This is a genomic window from Cellulomonas sp. ATA003, from assembly GCF_031582905.1.
Lineage (GTDB): Bacteria > Actinomycetota > Actinomycetes > Actinomycetales > Cellulomonadaceae > Pengzhenrongella.
Genome location: NZ_CP133990.1, coordinates 22,545 through 40,208, shown reverse-complemented (window position 1 = coordinate 40,208; position 17,664 = coordinate 22,545). Strand labels below are relative to the sequence as shown.

General features: G+C 76.5%; 16 protein-coding genes, 1 tRNA gene and 1 pseudogene. 10 read left to right on the top strand and 8 right to left on the bottom strand.

Translation table 11 applies throughout. The features are described 5' to 3' along the window. The first annotated feature begins 255 nt into the window (after positions 1-255). From REH70_RS00195 to REH70_RS00175, 5 genes are read left to right on the top strand one after another with little or no spacing between them, the layout of a single operon-like run. A complete protein-coding gene (locus REH70_RS00195) occupies positions 256-732 on the top strand; it encodes a DUF4129 domain-containing protein (protein WP_310750363.1) in 477 nt (158 codons plus the stop codon). Then, on the top strand, positions 729-1,244 hold the full coding sequence (locus REH70_RS00190) for a hypothetical protein (RefSeq protein ID WP_310750359.1): 516 nt from the start codon (positions 729-731) through the stop codon (positions 1,242-1,244). Before REH70_RS00195 ends, REH70_RS00190 begins: the two co-directional genes overlap by 4 nt. After that, positions 1,241-2,302 carry a MoxR family ATPase gene (locus REH70_RS00185; RefSeq protein ID WP_310750356.1) on the top strand — a complete coding sequence of 354 codons (1,062 nt, stop codon included), beginning with the start codon at positions 1,241-1,243 and terminating at the stop codon, positions 2,300-2,302. Before REH70_RS00190 ends, REH70_RS00185 begins: the two co-directional genes overlap by 4 nt. Continuing rightward, positions 2,299-3,633, top strand: coding sequence for a DUF58 domain-containing protein (locus REH70_RS00180; protein ID WP_310750353.1), 1,335 nt, complete (start codon positions 2,299-2,301; stop codon positions 3,631-3,633). The genes REH70_RS00185 and REH70_RS00180 overlap by 4 nt, the downstream gene beginning before the upstream one ends. After that, positions 3,630-4,358, top strand: coding sequence for a hypothetical protein (locus REH70_RS00175; protein ID WP_310750350.1), 729 nt, complete (start codon positions 3,630-3,632; stop codon positions 4,356-4,358). The genes REH70_RS00180 and REH70_RS00175 overlap by 4 nt, the downstream gene beginning before the upstream one ends. Positions 4,359-4,433: 75 nt before the next feature. Here the strand turns inward: REH70_RS00175 and REH70_RS00170 are convergent. The 3 genes and pseudogenes from REH70_RS00170 to REH70_RS00165 form a co-directional block, all read right to left on the bottom strand. Then, positions 4,434-4,520, bottom strand: a tRNA-Ser gene (locus tag REH70_RS00170). Positions 4,521-4,572: 52 nt separating this feature from the next. Continuing rightward, positions 4,573-5,046: an EAL domain-containing protein gene (locus REH70_RS20200; protein ID WP_396134601.1), complete on the bottom strand. Its 474-nt coding sequence runs from the start codon at positions 5,044-5,046 to the stop codon at positions 4,573-4,575. A gap of 44 nt (positions 5,047-5,090) precedes the next feature. Continuing rightward, positions 5,091-6,587 (bottom strand): annotated as a pseudogene (locus REH70_RS00165) (diguanylate cyclase domain-containing protein); the annotation flags it as partial. Between the two features lie 480 nt (positions 6,588-7,067). On the opposite strand from REH70_RS00165, the gene REH70_RS00160 reads away from it, so the two are divergent. Further along, positions 7,068-7,934 carry an NAD-dependent protein deacetylase gene (locus REH70_RS00160; RefSeq protein WP_310754454.1) on the top strand — a complete coding sequence of 289 codons (867 nt, stop codon included), beginning with the start codon at positions 7,068-7,070 and terminating at the stop codon, positions 7,932-7,934. Positions 7,935-7,978: 44 nt separating this feature from the next. Here the strand turns inward: REH70_RS00160 and REH70_RS00155 are convergent, their stop codons facing one another. Further along, positions 7,979-8,410 (bottom strand): nucleoside deaminase, encoded by a 432-nt coding sequence (locus REH70_RS00155; protein ID WP_310754453.1) that lies wholly within the window; start codon positions 8,408-8,410, stop codon positions 7,979-7,981. Positions 8,411-8,518: 108 nt separating this feature from the next. On the opposite strand from REH70_RS00155, the gene upp reads away from it, so the two are divergent. Continuing rightward, entirely contained in the window at positions 8,519-9,154 is a 636-nt protein-coding gene (gene upp / locus REH70_RS00150; protein ID WP_310750347.1) for a uracil phosphoribosyltransferase, read from the top strand. Positions 9,155-9,287: 133 nt separating this feature from the next. Here upp and REH70_RS00145 read toward each other — a convergent pair whose 3' ends face one another. From REH70_RS00145 to REH70_RS00135, 3 genes are all read right to left on the bottom strand, one after another. Next, on the bottom strand, positions 9,288-10,136 hold the full coding sequence (locus REH70_RS00145; RefSeq protein WP_310750344.1) for a MetQ/NlpA family ABC transporter substrate-binding protein: 849 nt from the start codon (positions 10,134-10,136) through the stop codon (positions 9,288-9,290). A 95-nt stretch (positions 10,137-10,231) separates the two neighbouring features. Continuing rightward, a complete protein-coding gene (locus REH70_RS00140; RefSeq protein ID WP_310750341.1) occupies positions 10,232-10,909 on the bottom strand; it encodes a methionine ABC transporter permease in 678 nt (225 codons plus the stop codon). Continuing rightward, positions 10,906-11,898 (bottom strand): ATP-binding cassette domain-containing protein, encoded by a 993-nt coding sequence (locus REH70_RS00135; protein ID WP_310750338.1) that lies wholly within the window; start codon positions 11,896-11,898, stop codon positions 10,906-10,908. The genes REH70_RS00140 and REH70_RS00135 overlap by 4 nt, the downstream gene beginning before the upstream one ends. Before the next feature lie 320 nt (positions 11,899-12,218). On the opposite strand from REH70_RS00135, the gene REH70_RS00130 reads away from it, so the two are divergent. Next, entirely contained in the window at positions 12,219-12,902 is a 684-nt protein-coding gene (locus REH70_RS00130; RefSeq protein ID WP_310750335.1) for an SDR family oxidoreductase, read from the top strand. A 63-nt stretch (positions 12,903-12,965) separates the two neighbouring features. Here REH70_RS00130 and REH70_RS00125 read toward each other — a convergent pair whose 3' ends face one another. After that, positions 12,966-15,995: a sigma-70 family RNA polymerase sigma factor gene (locus tag REH70_RS00125; protein WP_310750332.1), complete on the bottom strand. Its 3,030-nt coding sequence runs from the start codon at positions 15,993-15,995 to the stop codon at positions 12,966-12,968. Positions 15,996-16,144: 149 nt separating this feature from the next. Between REH70_RS00125 and REH70_RS00120 the strand changes: the two genes are divergently transcribed. Further along, positions 16,145-16,912 carry a hypothetical protein gene (locus tag REH70_RS00120; protein WP_310750329.1) on the top strand — a complete coding sequence of 256 codons (768 nt, stop codon included), beginning with the start codon at positions 16,145-16,147 and terminating at the stop codon, positions 16,910-16,912. Between the two features lie 36 nt (positions 16,913-16,948). Then, the gene (locus REH70_RS00115) at positions 16,949-17,647 is read left to right on the top strand and encodes a phosphotransferase (RefSeq protein WP_310750325.1); all 699 of its coding nucleotides are present in this window, start codon (positions 16,949-16,951) and stop codon (positions 17,645-17,647) included. Positions 17,648-17,664: the final 17 nt, after the last annotated feature.

The window sequence follows — 17,664 nt, the reverse complement described above, 5'->3', positions numbered from 1 at the left end:
GGCGGGCGCCGCGACGGTCGTGATCGCGGTGGTGTGCGTCCTCGCCGCCGGGGTGATCGGGCCGTGGCAGCCCCAGCAGCGCAACGGCGGGGAGATCGCGCCCGCACCGGTCGAGGCGCCGCCGCGGGCGACCCCGCCGCCGCTGCCCGAGCTCGAGGGCGACCTCGCCGACCGGGGCGCCCCGCCGGACCTGACGTGGCTGTGGCGGACGCTCGTGGTCGTGGGCGTCGTGGTGGCGCTCGTGCTGCTCGCCCGGTGGCTGCTGCGGCGCCAGCGCTCCCCCGGCTGTCCGCGCCCGGGCCCGCGCTCACCGACCCCGGCGTCGCCGTGGCCGCCGCCGACGAGGCCGCGCCGGACGCCCGGGTCCTCGAGGAGGGCGCCCGGGCCGCGGAGCAGCACCTCGAGCGCTCGGTCGCCCCGGCCGAGGGCGTCATCGCGGCGTGGGTCGCGCTCGAGGAGGCCGCGGCGCGCTCCGGCATGACCCGCCTGCCGTCGGCCACCGCGACCGAGTTCACCCTCGGGGTCCTCCGGCGCACCGCGGCCGACGACGACGCCGCCCGCACCCTGCTCGCGCTGTACCTGCGGGCACGCTTCGACGACGTCCCGCTCGGTGACGACGACGCGGTGTCCGCCGCGGACGCCGCACGCACCCTCGTCCGGACGCTGACCGCCACCCCACCGCCGGCGCCTCCCCAGCGGTGGCAGGGATCTGCGCCGGGGCCGGCCCGGTGACCCGGCGCGAGGTCCTCCTGGCGCTCGCCGTGGGGACCGGGGTGACCGTCGTGTCGCTCGTGTTCGTGCTGCGCCCGTTCGACTCCGTCGTCGCGGGCGTCCTCGCCACCGTCCTCACCGCGGTGGCGGCCTCGCGCGACGTCGGCGCGCACCACCCCTGGCCGCGCCCGGTGCCCGCCGAGCCGGACGGCGCCCGGTCCGCCGTCTCCTCTCTCATGTGGGGCTTCGCGGGGCGGGACGGCACGGTGTCGGAGGCCGCCCTGCGGGCGCTCCGTCGTCAGGCCGGGCGACGACTGGCGCCCCACGGCGTGGTCCTCGAGGACGGTCGCGGCTACCTGCTGCCGGCCGGTGACCGCACCGCGGACGACGACGCCGGACCCCGCGCCCTGCTGGGCGACCACGCCTGGGCGGTCCTCACCTCCCGCGGGGACCTGCCCACGATCCGTGACGTCGCGCGCTGCGTCGACGCCCTCGAGCAGCTCGCACCCGACCACCCCGAGAGGCGTCGATGACCACGCACCCCGACCACGGGCCCGCACCCACCGCATCCCCGCCCGCCACACCCCCACCCACCACACCCCCACGCACCACCCCGCCGCCCGCGGCACTCCCGCCCGCCGAGGTGGCCCGTCTCGCCGACGCGATCCTCACCGAGGTGGGCACCGTCGTCGTCGGCATGGAGGGCGCGCTGCGCACCGCGCTGGCCGCGGTGCTCGCCGGCGGCCACGTGCTGTTCGAGGACGTCCCGGGGCTCGGCAAGACCCTCGCCGCGCGCAGCCTCGCGACGGCTCTCGGGCTCGACTTCCGCCGCATCCAGTGCACGCCGGACCTGCTGCCGTCCGACATCACGGGATCGTCGGTGTGGGACCCGGGCGACGCCCGGTTCCGGTTCACCCCGGGGCCCGTCTTCACCGGGCTGCTCCTCGCCGACGAGATCAACCGCACCGCCCCGAAGACGCAGTCCGCGCTGCTCGAGGCAATGGCGGAGCGCCAGGTCACCGCGGAGGGCACCACCTACCCCCTGCCGGCGCCGTTCCACGTCTTCGCGACCTCCAACCCGGTCGAGTACGAGGGCACCTACCCGCTGCCCGAGGCGCAGCTGGACCGCTTCCTCGTCCGGCTCGCGGTCGGCTACCCCGACCGGGATGCCGAGACCGACGTGCTGCTGCGGCGCGTCGACCGCCGCCGCGAGGCAGCCCCGGTGCGGCGCGTGGTGGACGAGCCGACCGTCCTGGCCATGCAGGCCGGCGTCGAGGACGTGCAGGTCGACCCGGACGTCGCGCGGTACTGCGTCGACCTGGCCGCGGCGACCCGGGCGCACCGCTCCGTCGACGTCGGCGCGTCACCGCGCGGGTCGCAGTCGCTGCTCCTCGTCTCGCGCGCGCTCGCGGTGCTGTCGGGTCGGCGGTTCGCGACCCCGGAGGACATCAAGGCCGTCGCGGTGCCCGCGCTCGCGCACCGCCTCACCCTCACGCCCGCGGCGTGGGCGGCCGGGGTGTCCGCCGACGACGTCGTGCGCGAGGTGCTCGTCGAGGTCGCCGGACCGGCGACGGTGCCGGCGGGCCGGTGACGGACGACGAGGTGATGGGGGGCGCGGCGGTGCGGGGCGCCTGGCGCACCGGCCCCGCGACCGCGTGGACGGCACGCGCCGGCGTCCTGCTGGTGGTGGTCGGCCTCCTGACCGGGCGGCCCGACGTCGCCCTGCTCGGCGTCCTGGCCGCTCTCGTCGCCGCGCGCGGTCGTGGGGAGGTCCCGGTCGACGTGACCGCGCAGGTCGAGCACGTCCCGGAGCCGGGCGCCGCCCCGGGCACGCTGCGCGGCGCGCTGCGCCTGGCCGCTCCGGCGGGGACCGACGCGGTGCGGGTCCGCGTGCACCGGCCCGGGCACCGGGCGGTCGACGCGCTCGTCGCCGTCGACCGCGAGCGCGAGATCGCCGTGCGCGCCGCCTCGGTCCGCACCGGCCGCCTGCCGCTCCTGGGCGTGCAGGCGCAGGCGCTCGCGAGCGGCGGGGACCGCACCGCGCCCACGCTGACGGTGCCGCCGCGCGACGTCGTCGTGCTGCCCCGCGGCCGCGACCTCGGCGGGCTGCCGCTGCCCCCGCGCCTGCGCGGGTCCACCGGGCAGCACCGCTCACGCCGCCCAGGCGACGGCGGCGACCTGCGCGACGTCCACCCGCTCGGCCCGGGCGACGCGCCCCGCCGGGTCGACTGGCGGGTCACCGCGCGCCGGTCCCCCGGCCTCGAGCAGCTCTACGTCCGCCGGACGCTCGCCCTCGCCGAGGCGACCGCGACCCTCGTCGTCGACTCCCGGGACGACCTGGGCCCCGACCCCGCGACGTGGAGCGGTGAGCGACCGGTGCGCCCCGACGACTCGACGTCGCTCGACCTGGCCCGGCAGGCCGCCACCTCGGTCGCCGAGGGCCACCTCGTGCTCGGGGACCGGGTCGGCATGGAGGACCTCGGCGTGCGCCGCCGCGCCCTGCGGGTGGGGACCGGGCGGCGCCAGCTCAACCGGCTCATGCACGGGCTCGCGCTGCTGCGCCCCGAGGGTCGCCCGGCGGCCCGCCTCCGGCCGCCGCAGGTGCCCGCCGGGAGCCTGGTCTACCTGTTCTCGACCTTCCTGGACGACGAGCCGGTCCAGCTCGCGCGGACGTGGCAGGGCACGGGGCACCGTGTGGTCGCAGTGGACGTCCTGCCCCCGCCGCGACCGACGGCCGACGTCCGCCTGCGCCTCGCCCTGCGGATGGTGCTCCTCGACCGCACCGATCGGCTCGCCGCGGTGCGCGGGGCCGGGATCGACGTCGTCCGGTGGGCCGACGACGACGCGGCGACGCACCTCGACGAGATCGCGCGCCGGTCCCTGCGCGCGCCGCAGCACGCCGGCTCGCGGAGGTCGGCATGACCGGCGGCACGGTGCTGCGCGCCCTGCGTGCTCTCCGGGAGCGCCTGGTCGGCGTCGGCGACGGCGGCGTTCCGGCCGCCCCGCGGCACCCGCCGCGGGTCGAGGTCGACCTCGGACCGACGCTGCCCGGAGCCCTGGTCCGCGTGCTGCCGGCGGTGCTCGTCGCCGTGCTCGGCCTGCTCCTCGCGGGTCACGAGGTCGTGTGGGCCGCCCTGGGCGCCGTCGCGGTGCTCGCCACGGTCCGGCCGGGCTGGCTCGTCGGTCCGCCGCTCGTCCTCCTGGTGGGCCTCCTGGTCCTGGTCGGGCCGGACGCCCTCGCCGTCGGGGGCGGTGGCGCGGGCGCAGGCGGTGGCGAGGGGGCCGGAGCCGCGGGCGGCGCCGCGGTCGACGTCGTCGGTGCGGCGCGCCTCGCCGCCGTGCTCGCGGTCCTCGACCTCACCCTGCGCGCCGTCGCCCTCGCCGTGCACACGCCGTGGCGCAGCCGGGTCGAGTGGGCCGTCGCGGGGCGGGTCGGGCGGTCGGTGCTGACCACGCAGCTCGTGCTGCAGCCGGCGCTGCTGCTCACCCTCGGGGTCCGGGCCGTGACCGGCGGCGGCCTCCCGGGCGGTGCCGGCGACGGCTGGGACGCTGCCGGCCTGGTGCGGGTGGTGACGCTCGTCGTCGCCGGTGTGCTGCTCACGTCCGTGATCGGCCGGCGGGTCGCGCACGGCCGGCCCGCACGATGACGAGCCCCTCGTCGGACGCCCTCCCGGGCGCCCGACGAGGGGCTCTGTCGCGACAGGGGCGACCCCTGTGACCAGCGGTAGCGGTGGGATTTGAACCCACGGTGGACTTTCACCCACACACGCTTTCGAGGCGTGCTCCTTAGGCCGCTCGGACACGCTACCTCGCCGCAGACCATACCCGGTCGGCCGGTGAGGTCCGAATCGGCGGGCTCGCTCAGCGCAGGACGCCGCCCGGCGGGGGCCAGACGGCGTCCGCGGGCGCCGGGCACCCGTGCAGGTACCCCTGGGTGAAGTCGCACCCCGCGTCCGTGAAGAAGGCGAGCTGCTCGGCGGTCTCGACCCCCTCGGCGACCGTCCGCACGCCGAGGTCCCGCGCCAGCTGGAGGATCGACCGGACGATCGTGCGGGTCGCCGGCTCGGCGAGCGTCGCCGCGAAGGCCCGGTCGAGCTTGAGCGTGTCGATCGGCAGGCGGCGCAGCCAGGTCAGGGCGGTGTTGCCCGCACCGAAGTCGTCCAGCGCGACGCGGAAGCCGTGCTCGCGCAGGCGCGTGAGCTGGTCGGCGAGGCGGGCGACGTCGGCGCCGAGCACGTCCTCGGCCACCTCGAACTGGATGCGCTGCGGGGAGACGCCGTAGCGCGCGACCCGTTCGGCGAGCTCGTCTGCGAGCGCGGGGCGCCCGAGCTGCACGGTCGCGAGGTTGATGAAGACCTCCGGTGCCCCGGGGTTCCCTCCCAGCGCGCCGCCTGGGCCAGTGCGAGGTCGACCGCGCGGGTGCACACGCTGGGGACCAGGCCCACCTCGAGGGCGACCGGCAGGAACTCGGCCGCCGCCACCAGCCCGCGCGCGGGGTGCTGCCAGCGCACGAGCGCCTCGACCGCGACGTGCCGCCCGTCCTCGGCCCGCACGATCGGCTGCCAGTACGCCGTGAGCTCGTCGCGCTCGAGCGCGCGGTGCAGCTCGCTCTCCAGGTGCACGCGGTGGAGCACCCGTGCGCGCAGCTCGGGGTCGAACACCTCGACCCGGTTGCGCCCGCGGCGCTTGGCCTCGTAGAGGGCGGCGTCCGCGTGGGCGAGCAGGGCCTCCGCCTCGGCGCTCGGCGGCTCCTCCAGGTCGGTGACGGGGATGCCTGTCGCACCACGCGGCGGCGCGGCCACCGGCCCGGGGGCGCCGGCGACCTCGATGTCGCGGCCGTCGCTCGTGACCGCGCCGATCGACACCGTGACGTGCGTCGCGAGCGACCCGAAGTCGTAGCGCGTCCCGGCGGCGGCGGCGATCCGGTCCGCGACCGCGGTGGCACCGTCGGGACCGTCGACCCCCTCGGCGAGGACGACGAACTCGTCGCCACCCAGCCGGGCGATGGACTCGGACGCGCCGAGGACGGACGCCATCCGGCTCGACATCTCGACGAGGAGCCGGTCCCCCGCGGAGTGGCCGAGGCTGTCGTTGAGCACCTTGAAGTTGTCGACGTCCAGCATGAGCAGCGCGAACGCCGCTCCGGTCCGTCGGCTGCGGTCGAGCGCCCGGTCGAGCGCCCGGTTCAGCCAGCGCCGGTTCGGCAGCCCGGTCAGCGAGTCCGACAGCGCCTGGATCCGCAGCCGGCGCTGGGCCTCGTGCTGCTCGGTGATGTCCAGCGCGTTGATCACGACGCCACCGACCACCGGGTCGTCGACCCAGTTGGTCGCGACGTACGCCACCCGCCGCGTCTCCCCGGCACCGTTGAGGACCTCCGCCTCGGCGCGCGCGGTGCCCCCGGTCGGCACCGCGAGCACCCGCTCGAACAGCTCGGCGCCGACCGTGACGTCCTGACGGTCGCTGAAGAAGTTGCCGAACCGGGTGCCGATGAGCGCCTCCGGGTCGATGTTCAGCACCGCCGCCAGCGACGGGCTGGCGTAGGTGATGACGCGGTCGGCCGTCGTCACGACGAGCGTGTCGCTCGCGTGCTCGAGGATGCGCTCGAACCGCTCACGCGCCGCGAGGAGGTCACGCTGGGCCGACCTGGCCTCCGTGACGTCGCGCCAGAGCACGACGACGTGGTCCGCGACCGGCACCCGCAGCACGTCGCCCACGCGCGCGGCCGCCTCGGCCACGTGGTCGTCGGGGTCGGGGGTCGTGGGGAGGGCGCCACCGTCGGCGTCCGCGCTCAGGATGAAGTCCTCCCGCAGGACGCGCCCGGTGGTCAGGACGTCGCGGTTGCGGCGCACGAGCCGCTCCGCGAACGGCCCGGGCATGATCTCGCGCAGCGTCCGTCCCAGGCTGGGCGCCTGCGCCAGCTGGGCGGTGAGGCCGGCGTCCGCCACGACGACGAAGTCGTCCACCGTCCCGTCCGGCCCGCGCACCGGCCGCAGCACGGTCAGGGAGTCGGTGCCGACCGCGGCGATGGCGTCCAGGACGACCGCGAGCAGGTCGACGTCGGCGCCGGGGAGGTACGCCGCGGTGCGGCCCGCGTCCGTGCGCTCGCTCATCCCGCCCCCGCCCTCTCGCCCGACGCCCTGTGCGCACCGCTCGCACCCATCGGCGCCCTCGGCACCGTGGTCCTTCTCCTGGTCGCGCCCCAGGTCCGGTGGCCGGCGGTCCTCCGTGAGCATGCCGTACCCGCACCCCCGGCGGCATCCGCAGCCCCGCGCCGCGCCGCGGCCGGGCCCCCTGCCTAGACTCGTGCGGTGACCCAGCCGGCCGCCCCGCTCGACACCGCCGCCGCCCGGCTCAGCATCGCCACGGGTGCCACCACCGACGACGCGGCCCTCGCCGACGCCGTCGACGCGGCGGTCGACGCCCTGCGCGGTCACCGGCTCGCCGTGCTCACCGGGGCCGGGGTCTCGACCGACTCGGGGATCCCGGACTACCGGGGCCCGGACTCCCCACCGCGCAACCCCATGACCTACGGGCAGTTCGTCGGCGACCCCGCCTTCCGCCGGCACTACTGGGCCCGCAACCACGTCGGCTGGGCGCACGTGCGCCGGGCCCGGCCGAACGACGGGCACCGCGCGCTCGCGGCGATGGAGGAGCGCGGCGTCGTCGGCGGCCTCATCACCCAGAACGTGGACGGGCTGCACGGGGAAGCCGGGTCGCGCCACGTCATCGACCTGCACGGCCGGTACGACCGCGTCGTGTGCCTCGACTGCGGGACCGTGATCCCGCGGGCCGAGCTGGCCGGGCGCCTCGAGGCGCTCAACCCCGGGTTCGTCGAGTCCGTCGGCGCGGTCGCGGACGTCGAGATCGCGCCGGACGCCGACGCCGTCATCGAGTCGACGGCGCGCTTCGTCGTGGCCCCGTGCGAGCGGTGCGGCGGGATGCTCAAGCCGGACATCGTCTACTTCGGCGAGAACGTCCCCAAGGAGCGGGTCGCGCGGGCGTACGCCATGGTCGACGACGCCGGCGCGCTGCTGGTCGCGGGCTCCTCGCTCACGGTGATGTCGGGGCTGCGGTTCGTGCGGCACGCCGCGAAGAGCGACAAGCCGGTCGTCGTCGTCAACCGGGGCGCCACGCGCGGCGACCCGCTGGCCACGGTCCGCGTGGACGCCGGGACCTCCCAGACGCTCACCGCGCTCGCGCGCACCCTGCCGAGCCCGGCCTGACCCTGCCCACCGCGGGCTGACCGCCGCGTCAGCGGTGCTCGGCGTCAGCGGTGCTCGGCGAAGAAGTCCCGCAGCACCGCGCCGCACTCGTCCTCGCGCACCCCGCCGACCACCTCGACGCGGTGGTTGAGCCGTCGGTCGCGGACCACGTCCCACTGCGACCCGCACGCACCGGCCTTCGGGTCCCACGCACCGAGCACGAGCCGCGAGACCCGCGCGAGCACCGTGGCGCCCGCGCACATGAGGCACGGCTCGAGGGTCACCACGAGGACGCAGTCGTCCAGCCGCCAGCGCCCGAGGGTGGCGGCCGCCTCCCGCAGCGCGAGCACCTCCGCGTGCGCGGTCGGGTCACCGGTCGCCTCGCGCCGGTTGCGCCCGCGTCCCACGACGGCGCCGTCCGGCCCGACGACGACGGCGCCCACCGGCACGTCGCCCGTGGCGGTCGCCGCGCGGGCCTCGTCGAGGGCGGCGGCCATCCAGCGGGCGTCGTGGGGGGTCCCGAGCACGGGCCCATCCTCGCGCACCCCGAGCGCCCGGCCCGGCACGTGGGCGGCCCGCACCGGCCCGGGCGGTAGGTTGGCGCCATGCGCCTGCATGTCGCGGACCACCCGCTCGTCGCCCACAAGCTCACCGTCCTGCGGAACCGCGACACCGCGTCGCCCACGTTCCGTCTGCTCGTCGACGAGCTCGTCACGCTGCTCGCGTACGAGGCGACGCGTGAGGTGCACACGGAGCCGCACCCCATCGTCACCCCGGTCACCGAGACGGTCGGCACGAAGATCGCCGACCCGCGCCCGCTGGTCGTGCCGATCCTCCGCGCCGGCCTCGGCATGCTCGAGGGGATGACGCGCCTGCTGCCCACGGCCGAGGTCGGCTTCCTGGGGATGCAGCGCGACGAGACGACGCTCGAGGCGATCACCTACGCCAACCGCCTGCCCGAGGACCTGTCCGGGCGGCAGTGCTTCCTCCTCGACCCGATGCTCGCGACCGGCGGCACCCTGGTCGCGGCGATCGACTTCCTGTTCGCCCGCGGGGCCCGGGACGTCACCGCGGTGTGCCTGCTCGCCGCACCCGAGGGGCTCGAGGTCCTCGAGCGGGCGGTCGGCGACCGGGTCGACGTCAAGGTCGTCGTCGCCGCCGTCGACGAGCGGCTGGACGAGAACGCCTACATCGTCCCCGGGCTCGGCGACGCGGGCGACCGGCTCTACGGCGTCGTCTGACCCCGGCGCACGGGGCCCGGTGCACGCGGCCCGCACGACCGGCCTGCCCGACGACGACGGGGCGTGACCTCCGCGGTGGAGGTCACGCCCCGTCGTCGCGCACCGAGCGAGCAGTGCGAGTGCCGCGCGTCGGTCAGAACGCCGCGAGCACCTCGCCCGCCGGCCACCGCTCCTCGATGAAGGCCTTGACCTCCGGGGAGTGCAGCAGCTCGTCGAGCGCGAGGATCGCCTCGTTGTCCGCGTCGGCCGAGCGGACCGCGAGGAAGTTCGCGTACGGGTTGTCCTCGCCGGACTCGAGCAGCAGCGAGTCCGTGGCGGGGTTCAGGTCGGCCTCGAGCGCGTAGTTGCCGTTGATGATCGCGGCGTCCACGTCCTCCAGCGCCCGGACGAGCTGCTCCGGCGCGGTCTCGATGAACTCGAGGTTCTTCGGGTTGTCCGCGACGTCGAGCAGCGTGGCGAGCTCGCCGCCGGTGTCCTCGAGGGTGATGAGCTCGGCCTCGACCAGCAGGTCCAGCGCGCGCGACTGGTTCCCCGGGTCGTTGGTGATGCCGATGACGCCGCCGTCGGGCAGGTCGTCGAGGGACTCCAGGCTCGCGGAGTACAGCGCGTACGGCTCGATGTGCACGCCCTCGAAGTGGTCGAAGTCGTAGCCCTGGGCCTCGACCTGCGACTCGAAGTACGGCAGGTGCTGGAAGTAGTTGGCGTCCAGGTCGCCCTCGTCCAGCGCGGTGTTGGGCAGCACGTAGTCGTCGTACGTCTCGATCTCGAGGTCGAGACCGGCGTCCGGGGCGAGCTCCGTGTCGACGAACTCGAGGATCTCGGCGTGCGGCGTGGGGCTCGCACCGACGGTGAGCGTCGTGATGCCGCCCTCGGCCGTGGGGCCGGCCGCCGGCTCCGCCTCGCCGCCGCCGCACGCGGTGAGCGCGAGCGCGGTGGCAGCCAGCAGGGCGACGCGGGTGGACGCGTGGGTCCGGTTCTTCATGGGTGTCCCTCTCTGTCGCGGCCCGGGGGCCGTGGGTCTGTCGCGGCCCGGGGGCCGTGGGTCTGTCGCGGCCCGGGGGCCGTGGGTCGGGTGGGTCAGCGGTGGTCGAGGCGGCGGGCGACGGCGTCCCCGATCGTCTGCACGACCTGGACGACGACGAGGATCACGACGACGCACGCCACCATCACGGGCGGGTCGAAGCGCTGGTAGCCGTAGGAGATGGCGAGCGCGCCGAGCCCCCCGCCGCCGATGACGCCCGCCATCGCGGAGAAGGAGATGAGCGAGACGATGGTCACCGTCCCGGCCGCGACGAGCGCGGGCAGCGCCTCGCGCACGAGCACCGCGCCGATGATCTTGCGCCGCGTGGAGCCCATGACGCGGGCCGCCTCGATCTTGCCGGGGCTCACCTCGCGCAGCGCCGACTCGACGAGCCGGGCGAAGAACGGCACCGCGCCGAGGGTCAGCGGCACGACGGCGGCCTCCCAGCCCAGGGTCGTGCCCACGACCCATCGGGTGAAGGGCAGCACCGCGATCATGAGGATGACGAACGGCAGCGAGCGGCCGATGTTGACCACGACCCCGATCACCCGGTTGACCGTGCGCTGCGGGGCCAGGCCGCCGGCAGCGGTCGCGTGCAGGAGCAGCCCGAGCGGCAGCCCGAGCAGCGCGGTCAGCACCGAGGACACCGCGACCATCGCGATGGTCTCGAAGGTCGCCTCGGGCAGCCGCTCGAGGATGACCCGGTTGGTCACCAGCGCGTCCCACCAGCTCATCGGGTCACCTCCGCGTGCACGCCGGCCGCGCCGAGCCGGGCCATCGCCGCCGTCACGTCACCGGCCGGCACGTCGAGCTGGAGGCGCCCGACGCGACGCCCGGCCAGGGTCTCGATCGTCCCGGCGGCGATCTCGACGCCCGGCCCGAGCCCCGCGACGGCGGCCAGCACGTCACGGGTCGCGACGTCGTCGGTGGTGTAGGACACCTCGACCAGCGAGCGCGCCTCCCCGAGCGGGAGGTCCGGCACCGGGATGAGCTCGCGCGCGAGCCTCGACCCGTACACCGCGACGACGTCGCCGACCGGTCCGCTCTCCGCGACCCGGCCGTGCTCGAGCAGCGTCACGGAGTCGCAGATCTCGCGGACCACCGCCATCTCGTGCGTGATGATCAGCACGGTGATCCCGAGGCGGTCGCGCAGGTCGCGGATGAGCCCGAGGATCTGCCGCGTCGTCGCCGAGTCCAGCGCGGACGTCGGCTCGTCGCACAGCAGCACGGCGGGCTCGGTCGCGAGCGCACGGGCGATGCCGACGCGCTGCTTCTGCCCGCCGGACAGCTGCGCGGGGTAGGCGTCACCACGCTCGCCGAGGCCGACGAGCTCGAGCAGCTGGGCGACCCGGGCGGCACGCTCCTCGCGCGGGACCCCGGCGACCTCGAGCGGGTAGGCGACATTGGCCGCGATGGTGCGCGAGTCCAGCAGGTTGACGTGCTGGAACACCATCCCGATGCGTCGGCGGGCGCTGCGCAGGCGCGCCTCGGGCAGGTCGGACAGCACCTCGCCGTCGACGGCGACCGTGCCGGACGTCGGTCGCTCGAGCACCGTCAGGCACCGGATGAGCGTCGACTTCCCGGCCCCGGAGCGCCCGACGATGCCGTGGATCGCGCCCCGCGGGACGGCCAGGTCGATGCCGTCGAGCGCGACGACGTCCCCGCCACCGCGGGTCGGGTAGACCTTGCGCAGCGCGGAGAGCTCGATGTGAGCGGGGGCCATGGGACTCCTCGGGACGGCCCGCGCAGGCGGCGCGGAAGGCCGCGGCAGACGGGCGCGGCGGCGGTGCCAGGTGCGGGGGCTGTGCGGTCACCGGGACCGCGAGGGCGGCCCGGTCGGGGCAGCCGCGGGGCGCGCTCAGCTGCGACAGCTGGAGCGCCCGGTCATGCAGCCCGGCCGCGTCGCGACGTGCGCGAGCGAGGAGCGGGACGTGCACGGGCCGGACATGTGCTCCATTGCATCACACGCCCCGCCGTGGTCGGGGACGACGTCCACGCGGCCTCGGCCAGCGGGGAGCGCCGCACCGACCTAGCGTGGAGGTCATGAAGATCGCCATCGCCGGTGGACACGGCCAGATCGCCCTGCGCCTGTCCCGTCTCCTGACCGACCGCGGCCACGAGGTCGTCTCCCTCGTCCGCAACCCCGACCACACCGCCGACGTCGAGGCGACCGGTGCCACCGCCGCCGTCTGCGACCTCGAGACCGCGACGGCGGACGACCTCGCCGCGCACCTGACCGGCGCCGACGCCGTGGTGTTCGCCGCGGGCGCCGGGCCGGGCAGCGGACCGGAGCGCAAGGACACCGTCGATCGCGGCGGCGCCGTCCTGCTCGCCGACGCGGCCGAGATCGCGGGCGCGCGGCGCTACGTGCTCGTGTCCTCGATGGGCGCGGGGAGCGAGCCGCCCGCCGGGACCGACGAGACCTTCGTCGCCTACCTGGACGCGAAGACGGCAGCGGAGGAGGACCTGCGTGCGCGGGACCTGGACTGGACGGTCCTGCGACCGGGCGGCCTGACCGACGACGCCGGCGCCGACCGCGTGCGCCTGCAGCCGAGCGTCCCGCAGGGTGAGATCCCCCGCGACGACGTCGCGCTCGTCCTGACGCACCTCCTGGAGGAGCCACGGACCGCGGGCCTCGTGCTGGAGCTCGTCGGCGGTGACTGGCCCGCCGACGCCGCCGTGGCGGACCTCGTGCGCACCCACGGGACGGGCAACGCCGGAGCCTGAGTCACCGGCGTCGGCCGTGCCGCGACGCGCGTCGCGGCCGGGCGGTGGCCCGGCCCGTCGGGTTCAGCCCGGAGTCCCTGCGGGATCCGGGACGGAGGACGTCCCCGACCCCTCGGGGTCGGTCGCGGCGGCCACATCGCGCGCGGTGACGGAGACCGGCAGGTGCCCGGCGACGGACGCCCCGCTCGCGTCGCTCACGGTGAGGACGATGCCCGCGCTCCCGACGGCCTGCGGCTCGGCGACGAGGGTCAGCCGCAGATCGACCGAGGACACGGCCTGCCCCGGTGCGCCCAGCGCGTCCAGACGGCACAGCACCCGCTGTCCGTCCGAGCTGCACCGCCACGGCGGCGACTCGTCCGCCGACCCGGACCACCGCACGCCGTCGGGAAGCGTCACGGTGGCCACCACGTCGCGACCAGCAGCGTCGCCGGTGTTCGCCACCGCGAACCGGACCGCCCCCGGCTCGTTCACCACCATCGCCACCGGGTCCAGCCCGGACAATCTGAACGCGGGCGAGACGAGCCCGGTGGCGACCGACGCCTGCGCGGGCGTCACGCCGACACCGTGCACCCGCACACCGATCGCCGCCCCCGGCTCGAGCGTCGCGCCGTCGCGCGGTCGCACCACGGCCGTCAGCACCGTGACCTCACCCGCGTCGAGCTCGGGGAGGCAGAAGTCCACCGACCCACCGGGCGCGTCGTCCGCGCACGGGGCCCAGCCGTCCGTCCCGCCGGAGGTCGCGCCGTCCACCCGGATGCCTGCGGGGACCTCGAGCGCGGCGCGCAGGTCGGTCGCACCGCCTGAGCCGGTGTTCGTGACCGTCACCCGGACCCGCTGCGACGAACCCGGGACCAGGACGACGGACTCGGTCGACCCGGCGAGGACCAGGCTCCCCACCACGGGCTCCGGCTCGGGGACGGGCTCCGGCTCGGGCTCGGGCTGCGGTTCCGGCTGGGGCTCGGGCTCGGGCTGCGGCTCGGGCTGGGGATCGGGGGCGGGCTCGGGCTGCGGCTCGGGCTGGGGATCGGGGGCGGGGTTCGGCGCCACGTCGACAGGAGGGACGACCTCCGGGGCCGGGGCCGCCTGCGTGGGCGCCGGGGCGGGCGCAGGCGTGGGCACCACGGGCGGGACGAGGGGCGCCGGCACGGGGGTCGGGGTGCTCGGTTCCGCCCGCCCTGGAGCGGACTCGTCCTTCGGAGGCGTGGTGGCGCCCGGTGCGGGCATCGTCCCCTGGGACGAGCCCTGCCCGCTCCCCTGGTCGCCCGAGCCCCGGCCGCCCGAGCCCTGGCCGGATCCCTGCGCCGCCCCCTGGGACGTGCTCACCGCAGGCCGCGGCACAGGTTCGGTCGCGACCGCCCCGCCCACGGCGAGCGAGACACCGACGACACCCGCGGTCACCGCTCCGGCCACTCCACCCGGGAGGGCCGCGACGAGCGCACCGACACCGCTACCGGCGAGAGCGCCGGCGCTTGCGCCCGCGCCCACGGCAGTCGCACCGGCCGCCGTCGCCCCCGCCGCCGTCACACCAGCCGCCGTCGCCCCGGCAGCTGTCGCCCCCGCAGCAGTCGCACCGGCCGCCGTCGCACCCACGGCACCGACCACCGCAGCGCCGGCCGCTCCTGCCCCGGCGGCCGTCATCCCCGCCGCGCCTGCACCCACGGCGCCGGCGCCGACCGCGGTCGCTCCGCCCGCGGTCGCACCGAGCGCGGCACCCGCACCCACGGCCGTCCCGGCACCGCCCGCCAGAGCGCCCGCGCCCGCGGAACCGGCGGCCACGCCGGCGCCCCCCACGGCCGACGCCGCACCCGCTGTCCCAGCGACCGATGCGGCGGCACCCGTCGTGCCCGCAGCCGTCGCACCCGCAGCCGTCGCACCTGCAGCCGTCGTGCCGGCAGCAGTCGCACCCGCAGCCGTCGTGCCTGCAGCGGCGCCCGCGGTCCCGGCGGCGCCACCGGCCACGGCACCCGAGGCACCGGCCCCACCGGCGGCCGCCCCAGCGGTCGCGCCGCTTCCGACCACGGAGCCTGTCGCGCCCGCTCCACCGACGCCCGCTCCTCCGACGCCCGTGAGGGACCCGGCGGCCGCGCCCGAGGTCCCGGCCGCCGCCGTCGTGGAGCCCGCGGCCACCCCGCCACCGGCCGCACCACCACCCGCGGCACCACCACCCGCAGCCGATCCGGCGACGGCACCGCCCGTACCCGCTCCGGCACCCGCACCGGCGGCGGCCCCGGACCCCGCGGCGGTCGAACCCAGGCCTGCAGCCCCCACCGCGCCCAGCACTCCGACCGGGAGCGGCGCGTTGAGCACCCCCAGGCCCGCGACGCCGAGCACGAGCGGAGCGATGATCCCGCGCAGGCCGTGGTTGACGTCGCCGAGCTCGAGCACGAGGTCCCGGCAGTCGGCGCACGTCTCGAGGTGCGAGCGGACCTGAGCCGTCTCACGCTTCGCGAGGCCACCGCGCACGTACGCGCCGAGCTTGCCGTTGACCGCACGGCACGCCTCGGTCGGGGCGCCGACGAGGTGCTGCTGCAGGTACGCCTCCCGCAGTCCCTCACGCGCCCGGTACGCCAGGGCCGCCACGCCGTTCGCCGTGAGGCCCAGCAGCGGCGCGATCTGGGCCGGGGGAAGGCGCTCGATCTCCGTGTACCAGAGCACGGCCTGCCACCGCTCCGGGAGCGATCCGTAGGCCCGGGCGACGACGCCTCGCTCGAATCCGGCCAGCGCCGGGTCGTCGACGCCGCTGACGGGGCCGAACGCCGTCTCGAAGGTGGCCATGTCATCGGTCGGCTGGACCCGCCGCCCACCCTCGGCGCGCACGTGGGCGAGCCGGCGGACCACGGTGAAGAGATACGCGCGGAACGCGACATCGGGTCCGCCGCCGCCGCGTACGACCGCGTAGACCTTGGCGAAGGCGTCGCCGACGACGTCCTCGGCGTCGGCGCTCGACCGCGTGTACTGCCGGGCGACCGTCCGGGCGGCACCGGCGTGGCGGGTGTAGAGCGCGCCGAACGCCTCGGAATCGCCTCCGCGGGCAGCGGTGATGAGCTCGGCGTCGGAGGAGTCGTCCCCCCACACCGCGGCTGTCTCGCTCACCCTTGCCGCCCTTCCGCCCCGTCCACCCCAGCCGGGCACGTCACCCGTCAGGGTGCCATGGAACCGCTCCTGGTGGCGATGCGCCTACATGGTGAAATCTCGGCCTCCAAGTCGCGTCATACCGGACCGCTCGGACACTCTCATCCCCTGTGACGACCACCTACCGGTCGGCTGATCCGCCGCCCCACGTCCGCGACCGCTGGCAGTCCAGCAGCGCCGCGTCCGTCTGGCTGCGCCCGACCGACTGGTACCACCCCGCGGTGGACGCCCTCGTCGAGGCCGTCCTCGACGGCGCCGACCCCGTTCCCGCTGCCGAGCGGCTCGGCGCCGCCCGCGCCGCCGCGGGCGTCGGGATCAGCGAGGCGATCGACGACCTCGCGTGCCTGTTCACGGAGCTGGGGGCGCAGGTGCCGCCGCTCGAGCTCGTCCGGGCGCTCTGCGAGGGCTGGGCGGCGGAGCACGCCGCCGCGCCGGTGCTCACCCACTGCATCGACCCCGACTCGGGGTTGCCCACCGTCGAGTACCTCGGCGTCCGGCTGGGCGAGACCTACGGCCGGGCCGACCGCGCCGGCGTCCGCGCGGTGGACACGCACGCGCTGCTCGTCGTCGACGTCGAGGCGCAACCGCTCGCGCCGTGGTCGCGGATCGTGCGGTCGGCGATCGTCGGCGAGGGGCTCTCGCTCCTCTACGGCGAGGGGCACCCGATGGCCGCGCTCGGGCGCGGTGTCTTCGCGATCCTGGTCGAGCGCACCGACGAGCTGGGGGCGCAGGCGCTCGAGCTGCGCACCCGTCTGGCCGACCACGCGCGCTCGCACGGCGCCCAGGACCTCGTCCGACAGCCACCCCGGGTGTGGCTCGAGCCCCTGCCGGAGTCCCGCCTGCGGGCCGTGGAGCTGCTCGAGCACCTCGGGCGCTGACCGGACAACGTCGGGCGCCCGTACTACGGTCGTGACATGACGTCACCGGAAGCCGCAGAGACCGACACCGGCCCCGGGCCGGTGCTCACGGTGGGCACGACGGCCGTGATCTACCTGCTGGACGACGATCGCGTCCTGCGCCGATACCGCGAGCAGCACGACCTCTCCCGCGAGGTGGCGATCATGCAGCACCTGCGCGCGCACGACTTCCCCGTCCCGCAGGCCTACTCCGGCGAGGGCCTCGACCTGGAGATGGAGCGGCTGCACGGCCCGACGCTCCTGCAGTCCCTGGCCGCCGGCGAGACCGGCATCCCCGAGGCGGGTCAGCTCCTCGCGGACCTGCACCAGCGTCTGCACGCGGTGCCACCGCCCGAGGGCGCGGGCGACGACGTCGTCGTCCACCTGGCCCTGCACCCGGCGAACGTCATCCTCAGCGAGCGCCACGGTGGCCCTGTCCTCATCGACTGGGCGACCGCCCGCACCGGTCCCGCGGCGCTCGACGTCGCGGTCACCGCGGTGATCATCGCCGAGGTCGCCGTCGACGAGGACGACGTCGAGTACTCCAAGGCGGCGCGTGCGCTGCTCGCCGCCTTCCTCGCCGCCGCCGACGGCGATCCGGTCCCCCACCTCGAGGCGGCCGCGCGGATCCGCTTCGACGACCCGTCGATCGTGCCGGGCGAGACCGCGCTCGTCGCACCCGCTGCCGAGCTCGTGCGGCACTTCTGCTCGATCTGACCGTCTGACCGGGCGGC

Bases quoted from the DNA above. Each gene is read 5' to 3' on its own strand.
- REH70_RS00175 (WP_310750350.1), top strand. From the start codon at position 3,630: ATGACCGGCGGCACGGTGCTGCGCGCCCTGCGTGCTCTCCGGGAGCGC.
- REH70_RS00115 (WP_310750325.1), top strand. From the start codon at position 16,949: ATGACGTCACCGGAAGCCGCAGAGACCGACACCGGCCCCGGGCCGGTG.
- REH70_RS00135 (WP_310750338.1), bottom strand. From the start codon at position 11,898: ATGGCCCCCGCTCACATCGAGCTCTCCGCGCTGCGCAAGGTCTACCCG.
- upp (WP_310750347.1), top strand. From the start codon at position 8,519: ATGCGCCTGCATGTCGCGGACCACCCGCTCGTCGCCCACAAGCTCACC.
- REH70_RS00140 (WP_310750341.1), bottom strand. From the start codon at position 10,909: ATGAGCTGGTGGGACGCGCTGGTGACCAACCGGGTCATCCTCGAGCGG.
- REH70_RS00185 (WP_310750356.1), top strand. From the start codon at position 1,241: ATGACCACGCACCCCGACCACGGGCCCGCACCCACCGCATCCCCGCCC.
- REH70_RS00145 (WP_310750344.1), bottom strand. From the start codon at position 10,136: ATGAAGAACCGGACCCACGCGTCCACCCGCGTCGCCCTGCTGGCTGCC.
- REH70_RS00155 (WP_310754453.1), bottom strand. From the start codon at position 8,410: ATGGCCGCCGCCCTCGACGAGGCCCGCGCGGCGACCGCCACGGGCGAC.
- REH70_RS00130 (WP_310750335.1), top strand. From the start codon at position 12,219: ATGAAGATCGCCATCGCCGGTGGACACGGCCAGATCGCCCTGCGCCTG.